Here is an 18,071-nt window from a genome sequence, read left to right on the forward strand (position 1 = left end):
GCGAACGCGTTTGAAATAACGTCAGGGGAAACAGGACCATGAAACGACGAATGATCTATTGGGCAGCGACTCTGGGGATCGTCGGGGTCGCGATGGCGGCCTGGACGATGACGGCGCGGGCCGGGTACGAGTCGGCCGAATACGAGGTGATCGAATCGGACGGCAACATCGAGATCCGCGAGTATCCGGATTTGATGCTCGCGGCGACCGATTCAAAGATGGACTCCCAGGGCCGCGACGGCAGCTTCATGCGGCTGTTTCGATACATCAGCGGGGCGAACCAAGACGACCAGAAAATCGCGATGACGACGCCCGTGTTCATGGAAGGCGAGATCGGCAAGTCGGACGTTTCGATGGGGTTTGTGATGCCCAAGGAGGTGGCCGCCCAGGGCGTGCCGGAACCCAAGGGTGAAGGCGTCGAGATTCGCAAACGCGAGGGCGGGCGTTTCGCCGTGATCCGCTTTCCCGGTCGGCTCGACACGCAACTGGCCAAGCAGCAAGAAACCAAGCTGCGCAAGTGGATGGAAGCGCGGGGGCTGAGCGGCGCGGCAAAAGCGGAGGCGGCCGGCTACGACCCGCCATTCACGCCGGCCCCCCTGCGTCGCAACGAGGTCCTGATTCGCTTGACGGATGCTGAGAACTTAGAGGCTGCAACCGTCCGCGAAACGAAGACGGACGGGTGAAGTCAACCGGACCGCGAAAAACATGCGTTCTACTCTGACGCGAGTGATCTGACGACCGCTTGATCTGCGGTGCTCAATCTGGCGATCGGAACTCGCAGCTCCTTTCCATCGGCCCTTTCCAAAACGACGTTTGCACCGTCGATACGAACAAATTGAGCTTCGACTTGGAAGGAACCCGTGTTGTCGCTCCATTGACGCATCCCTCGAGCGCCCTCCATCTTCTCCTCTGCCGTAGCGAACGGGTTGCTCGTACCGGTCGGAGCGGCCGGTTGGTTGGTGGTATCGATCACGGGTTCTATCCCCTTCCAAAGGTTTTTGGCCGCCATGCTCACTCCGATCACCTTGTGCGATTGCAACTCTTTGACCCGCATCGCGACGTCAAAATCGTCCGGGTGCGGCTTGTAGCCTTTCATCCGCCGCAATCGGTTGGCAATGGTCGGCCATTGTGACGAGTTCAAATCGGCCATCACTTCGCGTTTGACTTGCTCCGTCAAGGGCTTCCCTTCTTGTTCTTTGGCGGCAGCCGCCTGTCTGGCTCGTCGTTCGGCCGCCTGTTTTTGCAAATCGGCGATGCGTTCCTGACGCGCCTTGACGTGGGCGGCATACTCCTCTTCGGGCATTCGCTCGAACGCCACCGTCACGGGGATCTTGACCTCGGTGTTATTGGATTGGATGGCGAGATCGGCCTTGAAATCCATCGATTCGGTGACGCCGAGTTCGCGATGGAAGATCCACGTGCCGTTTCCTTGCATCTCGAAACCGGTTTCCTTGCTGTTTGCCGCGGGTGAGGAGAGGGAATACGTCTTGCGGATGGTCACCAGGTTTCCATCCTGACGCTGAATTTCGTAGCTGGCTGTTTCACCGCCGCCGGTCTTGACCGATTCGTCATTGTCGTTGGCGAAGGGGCCGAATCTCGGTCCGAATCGAGAGTTGTTTGATGACCGCGATGTGATGGTCAGGCCGCTACCGTCCTGCCATCGATTTGTCTCTTGTTCGGGGAGTGCATCGAAGGGTAACAATGACAGGTTGCCCAACAGGAACGGCAATTGGGAATCACCGCGCATGCTTTCGACCCCGCCCGTATTGGTCAAGACCAGGGTGCTGGTGGATTGGGTGAGCCCGCGGAAATCGGGGCGATCGAAGGGGCCGCGCGGGATCGGGGGGCCACCCCGGCGCGGACCGAATCCGCCTCTCCGCGGACCGCCACCGGAGGACTTGGTTTTGACCGACTTGCTCAGTCCACCGCTGTACTCGACCGTCATCGTTTCGCCTTCGCTTCGCTTTCCGGTGAAGGCGATGACCCCTTTCATGGTATCGACCGACGATGGCGTGTCCGCAGTGATGGTCACCGTGTAGGCGACCACCTCGTCGGGCTGGAGTTGGTACCGCAACGGTTCGGCTTTCGCGTTTGCGCCGAACACAAACGCAATGCCACCGATCAAAAGCAAACGAACTGTTGTGAACGTCATGTATTACTCCACTTGTCGAAACGGGTTGAGTTGTTCGGGAGGCATCTTGTCGACCAGACGCTGGGCGATGGTGCGGAATGAACCGTTGGGGTGACGGCTTAGCACGGCAATCGCATCGGCCACATCGCTTGAGAAACTGGCGACGGGACGGCGATTCAAGTCGTGAAGCCAATACAAGAGTCGACGGTCATTTTGCAGGTCGGCCAATAGACGATCCTCCTGATCCGACGTCAGCGGGACCGTCTCGCGAGACGGCGTGTGACCTACATCGCCGCGACCGCTTTCCCATGCTAGCCGCTCCGCCGAAGTGATTCGGATAACTTCGGCATGAATCGGTACCCGCTGCACTGTGTTGTCCGAAACCAACGTGATGGTGCGATCAAATCGTACCGAATCGATCATTCCGGCAGCCGCGTCAAAGTCGACCTGGGCATCACCGGATACAAAGCGGACAATTCGGCTGTCGGAATGAATAGGGGCTTTCGGCACCTCTGAATCGATACGAAACCTGTCTTTTGTGCCCGGCAAACCGACCTTCGATTCGACCGGCAATACCGGCAGTATCAATTCCGGAAGTGACGCCAATGCGAAGGGTAGCTCCAGGTTGCCTTGCTGTGAGATCAATTCACCGGTCTTGCGGAGGACGGCGTGACCGGTTCGGCGGCCACTCCAGCGTCGATAGTGATTTCCGTAATGACGCATCCCGACGTCATTGACGATTCGATCGTCGTGCCGGTCGAACGTTTCAGTCAGTTGAAGATCGCTTTCGATTCTCAAGTGATAGTCAGCGTCATCGGTCGCAAGAACTTTTGTGACGACCAAACCGTCGACCTGAGTATCCACGTCGGGAAGCTCCGAGTAAATCGTAATCAGAAAAGCATGCTCCTGATCCGATTGCATCTGATAGCACAGTCGGTCCGAGGCATCCGTTGGCGCCATCGTTGCGGGGGAGATTGGATCAGTCGCGATGGTTTGTGTCCGCGGCAGACACCACATCGTTACGCCGATTAAACCGAGTGCTACTAAAACCGTAAACGTTCGCAGCCACAGGGGCATGTGCGACCACGCGACCGAACGACGTGATTGTGGGATCGTTTCGGGCAGCAGGTGAACGTGGGGCTGTTGCACGTGGGCCAAGCACTGCTCCAGTCGGCGAGCGACTTGATCTGCCGATTCGTACCGATCGTTCGGGCATTTGCGGTGCAGCTGACGAATGATCTGGCACAGCCATTCGGGAATGGCGGGGTTCAAATCACGAATGTTACGAGGGGTCTGGTCGGAGATTTGTTGCAGGACCCCATACGTGGTGTTTGCGCGAAACGGTGGGCGGCCCGTGCAGAGCGTGTACAGGACACTCCCCAAACTGAATAAATCCGATCGCTGTTCGATCAATTCGCCTCGTGCCTGTTCAGGCGACATGTACTGCGGGGTTCCCGCAATCACTCCCGTCTTGGTCACCGAAGCGTCATCGACAGCCCGCGCCAATCCGAAATCGGTGATGACCAATCGGTCGGTCCCATCGCTAAGCAGGATGTTTGCCGGCTTGATGTCGCGATGCACCAAACCTTGCGCGTGAGCGGCGGCCAATCCCGCCGCGATTTGGTGTCCGATTCGCAGTACCTCTTCCACCGGTAACGCGCCCTGACGGTCGATACGCGATTGCAGCGATGGGCCGCGTACGTAGGGCATCACCAGATACGGTAGTCCATTGGCTTCAGCGACACCGTAGATCTCGATGATGTTGTCATGAGTCACAGCGGCGGCAGCCTGGCACTCGCGTGCGAACCGTTGACGCGACGCACCGCTGGTCGCCAAATGGGGTGCCAGGACCTTGATGGCCACCACGCGTTTCAGTGACGGATCGAACCCTTTCAGCACAACTCCCATGCCGCCGTATCCGACCACGCCGCTGATTTCGTAAGTGCCCAGTCGGCCGAGCATGTCGGGCTGATCCGTCGGAGCCAGTATTTCCAGCACATTGCGAATCGGTTGCGAGTGATCCCGCCATGACGACTCGGTGAGCAGGTCGCGGGCTTCGTGCCAACACGAGGGAGCTGCGGCACATTCTTCCAGACGTTGGCGACACCAGGAACAGTTCTCCAAGTGTGATTCAAACGCTGATTCTTCGACCGCACTCAATCGATTCTGAAGATACGCCTCGATCCGATTCGAGCCGCAAACATCAAAATGTGGGCTCATGATTGGTCGGCCTCCAAACGCGACACCGCTTCGCGCAGCTGACGCATGACGCGACTGCGAACGGCGTAGACGCTCCCGATGGTACGATCCGTCTGGCGAGCCGCGTCCTCGATCGAGCCCCCGTCCAAAACGGTCATCTGGAAGATCTGCCAGGATTGAGGCTGAATCTTGCGTCGGACTTGATCGGATGCCGTGAGATAGAGTTGACGTCGGTATTCCAGATCGAACCGTTGGGCCGTTTCAGAATCCGGATCGGGACACTCCTCCAGCCAGTCCAGCATTCCGGTGCCTCCGACGGCTACATCACGAGGCCCGCGGGTCATGAATTTAACCACCGCGTTTCGCGTGATCCGGCTCAGCCAGTGGCGAAATTTCGTCTCGGCGCATTGTTTTTCCCAGCGACCAATGGCCGATGAAACGGCCAGAAGCACCTGTTGTGCCAGGTCCTGCGCGTCGGCGTCCTGCATCCCGCGGGATTTCGCCACACGATAGATGACGGGGCGATACATGCTCGAAAACTCTTCCCAGGCGCACCGGTCGCCCGTGTCTTTGACGCGACGGATCAGGCTTTCTCGGGTTTCTGGAAAATCAGTCATCGTGGGCTCCAAAACGGTCCACTATATCTAATCCAGCATCACCGGAATTCTGACACGCGTCGGGAAAAAAATCCAAGAATCGCGGGCGGTTTGCCTCGGAGGGGGCGGCTGTTTAATCTGAACCGCGGGCGTTCGTTTCCCTGAACAGCGGGCTGTCCACCACTGCCGCGATGGTTTCGACGATGCGGTAGTCGTGGTCTGCGGATTGACGGACGATGGCTTCGACTTCGGTGAAGTTCTCCGGCTCGATGCCGTTGGCGTACGTCAGCAGCTTGGTGATGAAGCAGCGGACGAACCGCTTTTGGTTGACGTCGCTTTTCATCAGCTCGCGGAAATCGGTGATGTCCTGGTACTGGGCACCGCTCAGGAAGGTGGCCGATGCATCGATCGGGATTGCCGAAAAAAACTGCTTGCGTTTGCCCGGTGGACCGGACGGATCGACCGACTGGGACACATCGATGTACTCGTCACGCCATGCCCCGATCGGATCGAAGTTTTCAAAGGCATAGCCGAACGGGTCGATGTTCTGGTGGCACGCCGCACATGTGGCATCGCTTTGGTGCGCCTCCAGGACTTCTCGAATCGTTGTCGCCGAACGAATGTCCGGTTCCTTGATCTCGACATCGGCCGGCGGCGGGGCGGGATGAATCCCCATGAAATTCTCCATCACATAGATCGCGCGGTGGATCGGCGAGGTGTTCAACGTGTCCGCGGTGAGCGTCAAGAATGCTCCCATGCCCAGGAATCCTCCGCGACGCCCGTCGTCAAACACGTACTTGCGATGCACCGAATCGCTGGGGACGTTCTCCAGTTCATAGACTTTGGCCAAGTCTGCGTTGACGAAGGAGTAGTCGGCGGTCAGCAATTCCGGCAGCGGCCGATTGTGTTCGACGGCATGACGAAAGAAGGCGAGTACTTCGCGGACCATGTCCTCGCTGATGGCTTTCTTTTCATAGAGCGGATAGCGATCCACATCGGGAGCCATGAAATTGATGCGGTCCAATTGCAGCCATGCATAAGGAAACTCGCGAAGAAACTCGTCTGCCTGGTGACTTTCGAGCCGTCGTTTCAGCTCCTCACGCACCGCATCGAAGGAAGCGAGCCGGCCATCTTTGGCTTTGCCGATCAGCGTTTGGTCGGGGGCCGTGCTGCCCAGCAGGTAGCTGAGTTTTGTCGCGAACAGATTGTGTGGGGACGATTGCTCGGGATTGAGCATCAGGAACGACGGCGAGGCCAAGACGGCGACGATGCCCTCTTTGATGGCGCCGACATCGCCCAGGGATTCCTGCTGCGATTGCACTAAAGCCACGATCGGTTCCAGTTCTGTTTTCGTCACGTCGCGACGCCATGCCCGCTCGGCGATCGGGGCGAGGATTGTCGCGGCGTCCTTCACGTCAGGTTTCTGCCCGATCAACGCGACGTGACGCTGCGGCGGCCAGGATTCGTACAGCGGACCTTCGATCGTGACGCTGGCGATCAACGGTCTTGGTCCCTGCCAATAATCCACCCAGTGACTCCAGTGTGATGGATTGTCACGACGGAATTTCGACTTGGGAACCTCCTCGGTGACGACGCGCTCGTAGAGCTGCGGATCCGCTTCCTTCAGGTAGTCGTGAGCGATGCGGTACTGGAATTTGAAGTTTCCGTTCCCGATCATTCGCAAGCCATCGGTGTGGTGCGAAAACTCCAGGGGCGTTCCTTCGGCCAACCAGAGGTTCGATTCGAATTCCTGTAGTTCGCCCTCGTGCAGGTTGAAATCGATGTTGCCGTTGCCCAGATGCATGCGTAGCGTCAGCGGATCATCGTCGTGGATGCCGGTCTGGTCTTGCCGGTACACGTGGCGATCGAGTGCTTTGGCGCGAACGGTGATGCGATAGTTTCCCGAGTGCGGGGCACGGACGAAATTCTTGCAATAAATGCGTTGTCGTGTGTCGCGGATGTCGACCCCCTCGTCGCTTCGGCTGGTTCGATCGGCGCGGGAACGATTCGAGGTGTCGACCACTTGCAACTGTTTCGGGCCGTTGCGGGAACGTTCGGATGCCGGGCGATCGCCTGTGAAAACCACATTGTCCAGCACCTGCCGCACGGCGGTGACGTACTGGTCGAGATGAAACTCGCTCATTCCGAGAGTTTCACCGTGCGTGTCGAAGCCGTCGTGCAGCGTGTCGCCCAGCAAGTTCGCCAGCGGATCGTGCGTCCCGACGTGGTCGATCAACAGCACGTCACACAGACTGTTTTCGAATTCGCGATTGTTTAACCGGCGGGGTGGTGTTTGGTTCGGCCGCTGGATCTGCGACTCGTACCGTGTGATCTGTTTTCGCAGAAATGCGTTCAGGGCTGATTTTTCTTCGTCGGTCATGCGGTTGTGCTTTGCCGGTGGCATTTCACCGGCTTCCACACGCTCGAGGCAGCTGACCCAGTGATCGACGTTCTCGGCATCGGCAGAACTGCGCAGGTCGTGCAAGCTGAAGTCGCCCTTCGGCTCCGGTCCGGTGTGGCACTTGGAGCAATGTTGTTTGATCAGCGACAGGTCCGCGTGGCAAGGCATCGCGACGGAGGCGGCCAAAGCAAGGATCAAGTAAGAAAAATAGCGATTCATGGACATCTCCTTAGGCCTTTGCGGTTGCGAAGTCAAACGAACCGCTGCTCTGGTTGAATTGGTCGTATTCCAAGCCGAATCGCTGGAGCAATGTCAGGAACAGGTTGCACAACGGCATGTTGTCACCGCCGGCATCACGGGTGTCGACGTGCCCGCAATGTTTGAAGCCGCCGCCGGCGACCAGAACCGGCAGGTTGCGGTTGGAGTGGGTGCCTCCGTATCCCATGCCGCTGCCGAACAGGACCACGGTGTGATCCAGCATGCTGCCGTCGGCGCCGGGCTCGGGGATTTCATCAAGCTTTTTCAAACATCGCGACAATTGCGAGATCTGGAACGACTCGATCGCCACCAGCTCCGCGACGGTGTCTTCCTTTTTCCCGTTGTGCGTGCAAGCGTGGTAACCGCGAGTCACTCCGTTCACGTCGGTGTACGACAACTCGGGTGAAAACCCGATCGTCGCCACGCGTGTCAGGTCGGTTTGGAACGCGTAGGCGACCATGTCGAACACGGCGTTGTAGCGGTTGTCGATCGTGATGTCGCTGCCGGTAAAGTAGCCCGAGAGATCAAACTTGGGCTTGTCGCGATCGACCCATTGCTGGCGATCGACCAGGTTTTGTTCCAGGTCGCGCAAAGCGTTCGCGTACAGATCCAGCCGCACCTGGTCGTTTTTCGATGCCCGTTTGCGGACACCGGAAAACTGTTCACGCACGGCGTCCAGGACGCTGCGGTTTTGCTGCAGCAACTGCCGGCGCTGCTGCCGCTGCTGTGCGGTCAGGTTCAAAAACAGATGGTCGTACATCCGTTGTGCGTCGGTGAACGGTTTGATGTCGACACCATTGGCGTTCCAGCTGAGTCGGATGCTGCGTTCCAAACACGCATTGACCGAAGCAAAACGCGTGTGGGTACCCGTATGCCGGGCGACGATCTGGTCGATCGACATGTTCTTTTCAGGAAACGCCGCGCTGGTTTCCGGCAGCACGCCGCTCAGAAAGGCGATCTCACGACCGTGACCGCTTTTCATGTTGTGGTCGGTGTGCGAAAGAATGCTGATTCGGTCACGTAGCCACTCGAGCGAACTCAACGTTTTCGGGAATTGAAAGTCGGTCCCAAACTCGGTTGGAAAGAAGTGTTCCGGGTGGGCGCCGAACGGGTTCGCCACGATCAACAATCGCGTTGGTGTTGTGGCGGACGCGGGGGATGCGGCGGAGGCCGTCGATTCCAGCATCGGCAGGGTCAGTGTTCCGCCGAAAGCTTGGAGGATTGATCTGCGGTCAAACATCAGGAACGATTCTCGAAAGGGAGGGCATGGGGAAGGTGCTGCGCCGCCGGACAGAATGCAACACAGTTAGCGATCGGCGGCGACGAGGACGCGGACTTGATCGCTGCGGGAACGGATCCGCCAACTGAATCGGCTCCTCGGCCTGAAAGTACTTCGTCCACAGCGTTTTCGCCGTCTCTTGCATTAATTCGTCGGCATCCGGGCGATGTGGAACCGGCGACAGAATGAAGCGGTACACTTCATTCTACCAGCGGGAATATTCGGAAACGAAATCAAGTTCGGTCGGCATCGCGGGCAGGTAAAAAGGCGGGGGCGTCACGTATTAGCCGCCGAAATCCAGCGATCTGCCTCAGAAAAATCAGTTTTCGAGGCAGGTTCTGTCAAAATGGCTCGCTAATTGGACAGCGTCCCTTTTGATGTAGTGGAAAACACCGGAGTACCACCTTCTGGCGAAGGTAGCTACATTCACACGGCGATTCACGAAGTATTTTGTATCAAGTGACGCTGTCCAGTTCAGCAGCATCTGAGCACTACTACGGAGAGCTTCATCACTATGCAACCAATCGTCCACGGCGCCCTTCCAGCCCTCGTTCTCCTTAGTTTGATCACTCCGACAAGCACCCAAGCCACCGACCAGATCGTCGGTGACTGGTCGCTCCAGTTGGAGTCGAAGACGCCCGCTTGGATGAGCGTCAAACAGTTGGGTGACAAACCGGAGGTCACGTTCCGATTGCACGTCGGTCCGGAAGGTCCTCACCAAGACGTCAAAATGGTCGACGGACGTTTGACATTCACCTTGCGTCAGAACAAGAAAGCGACGGATGTCAAAACCGTCGACGTCGGGGTTGAGAATGGAAAACTGAGCGGCGTGATCATTTCCAGGGCAAAGGACGGCACGGTGCATCGCGACACGTTCACCGGCAAGAAGATTCCTCCCGTTCCGTCCACGCCGCCCGATCTGTCCAACGTTCGATTCGGGCACCCGATCCGGCTGTTCAATGGGAAAGACTTGACGGGGTGGCGGGCCCACGAGCCGGAGAAAATCATGGGCTGGAGCGTTCAGGACGGTTCGCTGGTCAACACGACCCCGAAGACCGATTTCAGTGCCACGGGGGCCTACGCCAATCTACGCACCGAGGCGGTCTTTGAAGACTTTTGGCTGCATATCGAGTTTAACATCGGCGAGGCTCGCAATAGTGGCGTTTATTTGCGCGGCATGTACGAGGCGCAAGTCGTCGATCGTGACAGTCGGATGCAGGGCAAGCAGGGCGTCGGGGCGATCTTTGGACAGATCGCGCCCTCGATCAATGCGGGCAAGCAAGGCGGTCAATGGCAGACCTATGACCTGACGCTGGTCGACCGCCACGTCACCGTTTTCCTGAACGGCGTCAAGGTCATCGACAACCAGCCCGTCGTCGGCCCGACAGGCGGCGCGGTGTTCACCGACCCCACGCAACCCGGACCGATTCATCTGCAGGGTGATCACACCAGCGTGAAGTACCGCGACATCTATCTGGCTCCGGTGATCGGTGAGTAGCTGGATAGTCGCCGTCCTCTCCGAGGTCGGCGCGTGGGGCAACGCTACGCTTTTGTCCGCCGAGTTCGGAGAACACGGCGACGCTCGGTCGGGCGGGAAAGGGGTCGTGGACGACGCGAGGAGTCCTCGCGGTGCATGTTTCGAATGGACTCGTCGCCTGGTCCACTACTCGAAAAGCAAGCTGCGACTCTCTCGCTTGCGCTTCGAGCGTGGATGGACCGCGAGCGGAAAAGGGGAATTGTTTGCCCCTGTGAAATCAGCGACAATGCCCGCGTGGACGGACGGGCGGGCGCGATCGATTGGTTGAAACAACGGCCCGTTCAAACAACGATGCCGATCGGGTGCGGCGATGTCATTGACGACCAGCAAGATCACGGAGCTAGCGCCAGATCAGGCTTCGCTCAATGCAGCGAACAAACTGATGAAGCCGAGCAAATGGCCCGCGCTGACTCGGCACGGCGATCTGGTCTGGGGCGAATGCCAAGGCAGCGGCGCCAATCCCTATCGCACGGTCTTTGACAACTCCAATGCGGGTTACAAATGCACGTGCCCCTCACGCAAGTATCCTTGCAAGCACGTGCTGGCGCTGATGTGGATGTACGTCGAGGATCCAGCGCCGTTTGCCGATGGAGAAACGCCTCAGTGGGTGAACGATTGGTCGGGGCGTCGCCGCAACTCGAGCGGCAGTGCGCCGGGCACGTCGGACAAGAAGTCCGTCAGCAAAGCCGGCAAGAGTCTGGCGGTCGCCCAACAAACGGAGGAGAACAAACCGCTCGATCCCAAGGCCGAAACACGACGCAAAGCCGCCGCCGAAAAACGCGCCAAAGCCACTCGTAAATCGATCGCTGCGGGGATCGACGAGTTGCAACAGTGGATCGACGATCAAATCCGCGGTGGACTTTCGGCATTCTTGAGCGATCCGAATGCGCGTTGCCGAACGATCGCGGCGCGTTTGGTGGACGCCAAAGCTCAAGCGATGGCAAGCCGACTGGACGAATTGCCGTCGCGGCTGATGCAGGTCTCCGGCGATCGGCGGCTCGATCTGCTGATCCAAGAACTCGGACGCATCGTGCTGATTTGCCGAGCTTGGAAAGCGAATCAAGACGATGCAGAGCTGACGCGGTTGGTTGGAAGCAGCGAAACCCGCGACTCGATCTTGGAGCTGAAGGGCGCAACCCGACTGGCGGCGATTTGGGAGGTGGTCGGGGAGCAAGTGACGACACGGCGCGACGGTTTGGTCAGCCAGGCGACTTGGCTGATGAATCTGGGCGAAGGAATTCGGTTCGCGCTGTTGCTGGACTTCTTTCCGGCTTCACTCGGCAAACGAAGCAGCACGTTTGCGGTCGGGGAACGGTTTGAAGCGGAGCTTGCGTTTTACCCGGCGCGGAGGCCGATTCGTGCGGTCATTGCCGAGCGAAAACCCGGCGACCCTGCCAAAGCCGTCGATGAAACACCCTGGCCGGTCGCAACGACACCGCCGCTGGAAAGTTACCGTGAAACGTTGCGGTCGGCGCCGTGGATGGACACCGTCCCGTTGCTCTTTCCCAGCGGTCGGATCGCCCAAGCGGATGCCAGGTACTGGTGGCAGTCCGACGACGGTTCGCTGGCACTTCCGATTGCCGGAAAGCCCGCGAAACAGATCGCCGGCGTCGCCATGCATCAGACGATCGCCTTGTGGGACGGATTGACGCTCACGCTGCTTGCGTCGCAGTCCGACTGGGGGAGCCTGTCCCATGGCGAGTGATCTGCTGCAGACATTGAACGAACTGAAAGGATGCTGGATGATCGGTAGTTCGGCGGTTGGGAAAACGCCAGCGTCATGGCGTGCGGCGGTACAAGACGATCCGAATCCAGATCTGGCGTTGTTGGCATTGGCCGGACAGGCGATGCAATTTGCACTGCGAGCGACGCCCGGTGGCGAATTGAAAGTCACGCCGACGCTGCCTGCATTGAGTCTGCCGACACCGCCACCCCAAGCGCGCCAACACCTCCGGCACTTGATTCGCATCATCAAGCTCACCGAGTCACAAACCCGGGACGTGATGCACTTGCTCGCGGCACGCGGGTACGTCGTTCACCCGGCCGACTACATGCCGAAAAGTTTCGATCAGCTGCCGGACGTCTATGCGCCATGGGCTTCTTGGCAAAACGCGGAGCAGGAAGGTGACACGACAGGGGAATACGATCAAATCAACGCCGACAATTGGGACGCTTGGATGCCGGCGGAGCGTCGCGCCGCGCTGTCGACTCTGCGTCGCACGCAGCCCGAGGCGGCGCGGCAGTTGGTCGCCGACAAGGCAGCATCCGTTCCGGCGGGAGAGCGGCTAAGAATCATCGAAACATTTGGCGAGGCATTGTGTGCGGAAGACCAGTCGTTGTTGGAAGGTTTTGTCAAAGATCGGTCTGCCAAGGTCCGTCGGCTGGTCGAACAGTACTTGGCCCGTATCGGAGCGGCCGAGGACGAGGCGGCTGACGTCGCGGAGTTTGCAGACTTTTTTTCGGTCGCCAAGAAGCTTCTGCGCGGTGGATACAAGATCACGGCCAACCGGCTGAAGACGACTGCCCAGCGGAAACGTCGTGATGAGTTGGCTGCCAAACTGAGCCTGAAGAGTTTCGTGCAGGGTTTAGGATTGTCCGACGAAACCGAATTGATCCGCGGCTGGGAACACGTCGACGAAGAGGCGTCCGATAGCCTGGTGCGAATGGTCGCCGCGACCGGCAATGAGTTGGCCGTCGCGACGATGGCGACGTGCATCACCTCGCTCGATGGAATCTCGGCCGAAGGATTCCAACAGTTGTTCGACCGATTGGGGAAGGACAGTCGCGGCATGTTGCTCCCGCGTGTGCTGGAGAACGACGACGCCAGCCTTTCCGCTGCGGTCGTTTGTGCGCAGGGGCTGTGGGGCGAGATCACGTTCGAGCAATTGAAACCGCTGCGAGCACTCAAGGAACTGAAAAAACTTGCCGGTCAAGACACGACGAAGAACACGGTCGGGCAGCAGACGCTTCGTCGGGGTCTGTTTTCGCTGGGGCTGTTGGCGGACCAGGCTGCCGCGACGGAGCTGCTGGCGATGTTCACTGACAGCAATCTGTTTGCATCCGACCCGATGCTTGGACTACTTAAACTCAATGCGTGCTTGCCACCAGGAGAGCCTCTGTGACTGAAGTCTTACGCGAGCCGGTCGAGAAGACCTACGCCGATGATCTGGAAGCGTTGAAGGCGGAAGATCACCATCCCAAGCCGGCCGGTTGGGTGCTCAGCCCTCAAGCCGTCGTCACCTACATCGTCGGCGGCAAGGTGGGCAAGCGACAGATCGATGCCAAGTATGTCGGTGATCGTCGTCTGATCGAAACGGCCGTGGCGACGCTGGCGACCGACCGGGCATTGCTGTTGATGGGCGTTCCGGGGACGGCCAAAAGCTGGGTCTCGGAGCACATGGCCGCCGCGATCAGCGGTGATTCGACAAAAATCATCCAGTGTACCGCCGGCACCGACGAGAATCAGATTCGGTACGGATGGAACTACGCACAATTGCTGGCCAAAGGACCCAGTCGCGAGGCGCTGGTGCCGACGCCGCTGTTTCGTGCGATGGAAAGCGGCAGTCTGTGTCGATTGGAAGAGCTGACGAGAATGGGATCGGACGTGCAGGACACGCTGATCACGGTGTTGTCCGAGAAGATGCTGCCGATCCCTGAATTGAACGATGCGGTCTACGCACAACGCGGTTTCAATGTGATCGCAACCGCGAATGATCGGGACAAGGGCGTCAATGAATTATCGGCCGCGCTGAAACGCCGCTTCAATGTCGTCGTGTTGCCTTTGCCAGACGATTTAGATCAAGAAATCCAGATCGTCACCCGGCGTGTCGGCGAGATGGCCCGGTCGCTGGATCTGCCCGCACCGAAGAATGTGGTCGAAGAGGTCACGCGGGTGCTGGCGATCTTTCGCGAGCTGCGAGGTGGCGAAACCGCCGATGGAAAAACGACGCTGAAAAGCCCGTCGGCCACGCTTTCGACGGCCGAGGCGATCGCGGTGATGGTCAGCGGGTTCTCCCACGCGGCCTACTTTAATGACGGGATCCTGAACGCCGAAGGACTTGCGCCTAATGTGCTCGGTGCGATCGTTAAAGATCCGGTCCAGGACAAAGCCGTTTTGGAAGAGTATTTGGAAACGGTTTTGAAGAAACGCCGTGACTTTGCGGATTACTACACCACGTTGACCGAGTTGGTGTGATGCAAGGGCAAGTCGAGTATTTCGGCATCCGACATCACGGCCCCGGGTCGGCACGGCGATTGGTCGAGTCGCTTGACGCCTTGCGGCCCGCCGAGGTGTTGATCGAGGGGCCTGCGGATCTGTCGGAATTGATTCCGATGTTGGCGGACCAGGACATGGTGCCGCCGGTCGCCTTGCTGGCTTACCCGGCGGGCGAACCGGAGCGATCGGTGTTCTGGCCGTTTTCGGTGTTCTCGCCCGAATACCAGGCGATTCTTTGGGCGGCAAAGCACGATGTGCCGGCTCGCTTTATTGATTTGCCGGTGTATTGGCGGTTGCGCGTCTCGGCTCCGGCGGCCGAACCCGTCGCGGCACCTGAAAGCGAAGACACGAGTGACGAACACACGCAGGGATCCGATGACGTAGCGGAAAATCCATTGGCAAGGATTCGATGGGATCCGATCGGGGCACTCGCATTTGCCGCCGGCTACGAAGACGGGGAAAGTTGGTGGCAGGATGTGATCGAAGAAAACCCCGAGCCGGGACCGATTTTCGCCGCAGTCGCCGATGCCATGCGGGCGTTGCGCGAAGATGTGGCGCCGCCGCAAGACGACGAAGCGGCCCGCGAGGCACACATGCGGCTGGAGATTGCCAAGTCGCGGAAACGTGACGAAGGGGCCGTCGCGGTCGTCTGTGGTGCTTGGCATGTCCCCGCTTTGACCGAAAAACACACGGCCAAGGACGATCGGGCACTGCTGAAGGGCGTCGCCAAACGCAAGGTCTCGGCGACGTGGACTCCGTGGACCGCGCCCCGTTTGGCCCTGTCCAGCGGCTATGGTGCCGGCGTCCGTGCGCCCGGCTGGAATCGGCATCTGTGGGAAACGCCACGCCGGGAACAAGCGACACGCTGGATCGCGCGAATCGCTCGTTGCTTGCGAGAAAACGGACAAGTGGTTTCAACCGCATCGCTGATCGAAACGGAACGCTTGGCGGTGTCTTTGGCGGCCATTCGCGGACGACCGCAAGTCGGGTTTGAGGAACTGACCGACGCCACCGTGGCCTGCATGTGCTTTGGGAATCACAAGCTGTGGCAGTCGATCGCCGTGGACGTGTTGATCGGCAGCGCAGTGGGCCGTATTCCTCGCGGCGTTCCGCTGGCTCCGTTATTGGAGGATTTGCAGCGACAACAGAAGACGGCTCGGCTGAAGCCCGAGGCACTGGAGCGTGAACTGTCTGTGGACTTGCGATCCGACAGCGGGCTGTTTCGTTCGACGCTGCTGCATCGGCTGGCTGCCCTGGATGTGCCGTGGGGGAAACTGGACGATCCGGGACGCAGCCGCGGGACGTTTCGCGAACGCTGGGTGTTGCGTTGGGAGCCCGAGTACTCGGTCTCGCTGGTCGAGAACCTGGTTTACGGTGCTACGATCGCCCAGGCGGCCTCCGGACGCATCATCGCTCGCTCGCGGCAATCCAATCGTTTGGGCGAGTTGTCGGATCTGGTCTTTGAAGCCCTGACAGCACAATTGCCCGAGGCCGCGGCCGAGGTCAGCACGGCGCTGGAGCATCGTGCCGGACAGGCCACCGATTGTCTGGAGATGCTCTCCGCATTGCCACCGATCGCGGACGTCCTGCGTTACGGGAAAGCCCGGCACGTTGACACGGGCCAGATGAATGCCTTGTTTGATCGCATTGCCGGCCAAGCCTCGATCGCCCTTCATCACGCGGCGCGCGGATTAGACGAAGAAGCCGCGGGGCTGCTGCGCGATTCGATTGCCGCGGCCGATCGTTCGATCCAGCTGATCGAGTCGTCGGCCCTTTCGATGTGGATCGATGCGCTCGGCGAAGTGATCCACGATGACCAGGCGACCGCCTTGGTCGCGGGGCAAGCGGCCCGGTTGCTGTATGAAAGCGAACACCTGGACTCCGATGATGCCGTCGATCTGTTGAGTCGAAAACTGTCCCCCGGTACGACCACCGCAGATGCGGCGTGTTTCTTTGAAGGATTTCTTGAAGGAGCCGGGAATCGTTTGATCCACGACGCGGATCTTCGCCACTGTGTCAGCGATTGGATCATGAGTCTGGACGAAGAAAGGTTTGTCGAATCGCTGCCATTGTTTCGACGGGTCTTTTCAAACATGGACAAAATGGAACGCCGCCGATTGCTCGATGCCGTACTCGGTCGACAGACCACACAGACCGGTTATCAGGTCATCGAATCCGTCGATCCGCTTTGGTCCGAACACATGCGGCGGATCAACGAGATCTTGAGCGGAGGTGCAATCGATGGATGAACTTCAGCGGCGATGGCAAATGATGCTCGGTGGTCAAACCGAGGAGCTCGGCGAAAACGACGCGCGTATCACTGCGGCACTCGACGCGTTGTACGAACCGGGCGACGGATCCGGCGGCGGAAGAGGTTCGCGTCGGGGCGGGTTGGGGCGGTCGGCGCCTCGCGTTGCCAAGTGGATGGGGGACGTCCGCGAGTGCTTTCCAACCCCGGTCGTCCAAATCATCCAAAAGGACGCGTTTTCTCGGCTGGGATTACAACAAATGCTGTTGGAACCCGAGTTTTTGGCGGCGATGCAAGCCGACGTGAATCTGGTCGCCGACCTGATGAGTCTGCGAGGCATGATGCCCGAGAAAACGAAACAGACGGCTCGCGAGGTGATCCAGAAAGTCGTCGCGGAACTGATGCAGCGGCTGGAGCGAAGGACGGCCGAAGCGTTGCGCGGCGCGCTGGATCGTAGCAAGCGGACGACGCGACCTCGGGCAGCTGACATCGATTGGCCGCGAACCATCCGGGCGAACTTGCACCAGTACCTTCCCCAGTACAAAACCGTCGTGCCCGAGCGGCTGATCGGATTCGCCAGGAAACAACGTCGGCTGGTGGATTTGGACGAAGTGATCTTGTGCGTCGATCAATCGGGATCGATGGCGCCCTCGGTCATCTATTCCTCCATCTTCGCCGCGGTGATGGCTTCGTTGCCGGTCGTGCGAACGCAACTGGTTTGCTTCGACACCGTGATCCTGGACTTGACTGAAAAACTTTCGGATCCCGTCGAAGTTCTGTTCGGCATCCAGCTGGGTGGCGGCACCGACATCAACCAGGCGGTCAGCTACTGTGCCGAAAAAATCCAACAACCTCGCAAATCGCATTTGATTCTGATCACCGATTTGTGCGAAGGAGGAAACGCCGACGAGCTGATTGCGCGACTGGGCCGGCTCGTTTCGGACGGCGTCAACGTGATCGTCTTGCTGGCACTCAGCGACGAAGGGCGTCCCTACTACGACGCCAATCTGGCCAGCACCGTGGCCGCCATGGGGATCGCCGTTTTCGCCTGCACGCCCGACCAATTCCCGGACCTGATGGCATCGGCCCTGCGTAGGGAGGACATTTTTCAGTGGGCGGCACGGGAAGATCTGAAAACCATCGTGCCGGGCGAAACCCCCTCAGCGACTCGCTGAATCGTGGCTACCTTCGCCAGAAGGTGGATCC

At 59.2% G+C, this 18,071-nt stretch carries 12 protein-coding genes; 7 read left to right on the plus strand and 5 right to left on the minus strand.

Annotation, left to right across the window (positions count from 1 at the left end):
* Window positions 1–38: 38 nt before the first annotated feature.
* Window positions 39–683, plus strand: coding sequence for an SOUL family heme-binding protein (locus Mal15_RS20770; protein WP_147869516.1), 645 nt, complete (start codon window positions 39–41; stop codon window positions 681–683).
* A gap of 29 nt (window positions 684–712) precedes the next feature.
* On the opposite strand, the gene Mal15_RS20775 is transcribed toward Mal15_RS20770, so the two are convergent.
* The 5 genes from Mal15_RS20775 to Mal15_RS20795 form a co-directional block, all read right to left on the minus strand.
* Entirely contained in the window at window positions 713–2,152 is a 1,440-nt protein-coding gene (locus tag Mal15_RS20775; protein WP_147869517.1) for an SHD1 domain-containing protein, read from the minus strand.
* Window positions 2,153–2,155: 3 nt separating this feature from the next.
* Window positions 2,156–4,351 (minus strand): serine/threonine-protein kinase, encoded by a 2,196-nt coding sequence (locus Mal15_RS20780; protein ID WP_147869518.1) that lies wholly within the window; start codon window positions 4,349–4,351, stop codon window positions 2,156–2,158.
* The gene (locus Mal15_RS20785) at window positions 4,348–4,947 is read right to left on the minus strand and encodes an RNA polymerase sigma factor (protein WP_147869519.1); all 600 of its coding nucleotides are present in this window, start codon (window positions 4,945–4,947) and stop codon (window positions 4,348–4,350) included. Before Mal15_RS20785 ends, Mal15_RS20780 begins: the two co-directional genes overlap by 4 nt.
* A gap of 112 nt (window positions 4,948–5,059) precedes the next feature.
* On the minus strand, window positions 5,060–7,546 hold the full coding sequence (locus Mal15_RS20790) for a DUF1592 domain-containing protein (RefSeq protein ID WP_233902927.1): 2,487 nt from the start codon (window positions 7,544–7,546) through the stop codon (window positions 5,060–5,062).
* Between the two features lie 10 nt (window positions 7,547–7,556).
* A complete protein-coding gene (locus Mal15_RS20795; RefSeq protein ID WP_233902928.1) occupies window positions 7,557–8,825 on the minus strand; it encodes a DUF1552 domain-containing protein in 1,269 nt (422 codons plus the stop codon).
* Between the two features lie 601 nt (window positions 8,826–9,426).
* On the opposite strand from Mal15_RS20795, the gene Mal15_RS20800 reads away from it, so the two are divergent.
* From Mal15_RS20800 to Mal15_RS20825, 6 genes are all read left to right on the plus strand, one after another.
* Complete coding sequence (locus Mal15_RS20800; RefSeq protein WP_233902929.1) at window positions 9,427–10,362, plus strand: 3-keto-disaccharide hydrolase; 936 nt, start codon at window positions 9,427–9,429, stop codon at window positions 10,360–10,362.
* Window positions 10,363–10,783: 421 nt separating this feature from the next.
* Window positions 10,784–12,106 (plus strand): SWIM zinc finger family protein, encoded by a 1,323-nt coding sequence (locus Mal15_RS20805; RefSeq protein WP_199773702.1) that lies wholly within the window; start codon window positions 10,784–10,786, stop codon window positions 12,104–12,106.
* Window positions 12,096–13,523, plus strand: a complete 1,428-nt coding sequence (locus Mal15_RS20810; RefSeq protein WP_147869523.1) for a DUF5691 domain-containing protein — start codon at window positions 12,096–12,098, stop codon at window positions 13,521–13,523. The genes Mal15_RS20805 and Mal15_RS20810 overlap by 11 nt, the downstream gene beginning before the upstream one ends.
* The gene (locus tag Mal15_RS20815; protein WP_147869524.1) at window positions 13,520–14,596 is read left to right on the plus strand and encodes an ATP-binding protein; all 1,077 of its coding nucleotides are present in this window, start codon (window positions 13,520–13,522) and stop codon (window positions 14,594–14,596) included. The genes Mal15_RS20810 and Mal15_RS20815 overlap by 4 nt, the downstream gene beginning before the upstream one ends.
* Window positions 14,596–16,866, plus strand: coding sequence for a DUF5682 family protein (locus Mal15_RS20820; RefSeq protein WP_147869525.1), 2,271 nt, complete (start codon window positions 14,596–14,598; stop codon window positions 16,864–16,866). The genes Mal15_RS20815 and Mal15_RS20820 overlap by 1 nt, the downstream gene beginning before the upstream one ends.
* Window positions 16,859–18,040 carry a VWA domain-containing protein gene (locus tag Mal15_RS20825; protein ID WP_147869526.1) on the plus strand — a complete coding sequence of 394 codons (1,182 nt, stop codon included), beginning with the start codon at window positions 16,859–16,861 and terminating at the stop codon, window positions 18,038–18,040. The genes Mal15_RS20820 and Mal15_RS20825 overlap by 8 nt, the downstream gene beginning before the upstream one ends.
* Window positions 18,041–18,071: the final 31 nt, after the last annotated feature.

The sequence above is a fragment of the Stieleria maiorica genome, assembly GCF_008035925.1.
In the GTDB taxonomy this organism is placed as follows: domain Bacteria; phylum Planctomycetota; class Planctomycetia; order Pirellulales; family Pirellulaceae; genus Stieleria; species Stieleria maiorica.

Excerpts from the sequence above, each read along its gene's own strand:
- Mal15_RS20770 (WP_147869516.1), top strand. The coding sequence starts at position 39 with ATGAAACGACGAATGATCTATTGGGCAGCGACTCTGGGGATCGTCGGG.
- Mal15_RS20775 (WP_147869517.1), bottom strand. The coding sequence starts at position 2,152 with ATGACGTTCACAACAGTTCGTTTGCTTTTGATCGGTGGCATTGCGTTT.
- Mal15_RS20780 (WP_147869518.1), bottom strand. The coding sequence starts at position 4,351 with ATGAGCCCACATTTTGATGTTTGCGGCTCGAATCGGATCGAGGCGTAT.
- Mal15_RS20785 (WP_147869519.1), bottom strand. The coding sequence starts at position 4,947 with ATGACTGATTTTCCAGAAACCCGAGAAAGCCTGATCCGTCGCGTCAAA.
- Mal15_RS20790 (WP_233902927.1), bottom strand. The coding sequence starts at position 7,546 with ATGAATCGCTATTTTTCTTACTTGATCCTTGCTTTGGCCGCCTCCGTC.
- Mal15_RS20795 (WP_233902928.1), bottom strand. The coding sequence starts at position 8,825 with ATGTTTGACCGCAGATCAATCCTCCAAGCTTTCGGCGGAACACTGACC.
- Mal15_RS20805 (WP_199773702.1), top strand. The coding sequence starts at position 10,784 with ATGAAGCCGAGCAAATGGCCCGCGCTGACTCGGCACGGCGATCTGGTC.
- Mal15_RS20810 (WP_147869523.1), top strand. The coding sequence starts at position 12,096 with ATGGCGAGTGATCTGCTGCAGACATTGAACGAACTGAAAGGATGCTGG.
- Mal15_RS20820 (WP_147869525.1), top strand. The coding sequence starts at position 14,596 with ATGCAAGGGCAAGTCGAGTATTTCGGCATCCGACATCACGGCCCCGGG.
- Mal15_RS20825 (WP_147869526.1), top strand. The coding sequence starts at position 16,859 with ATGGATGAACTTCAGCGGCGATGGCAAATGATGCTCGGTGGTCAAACC.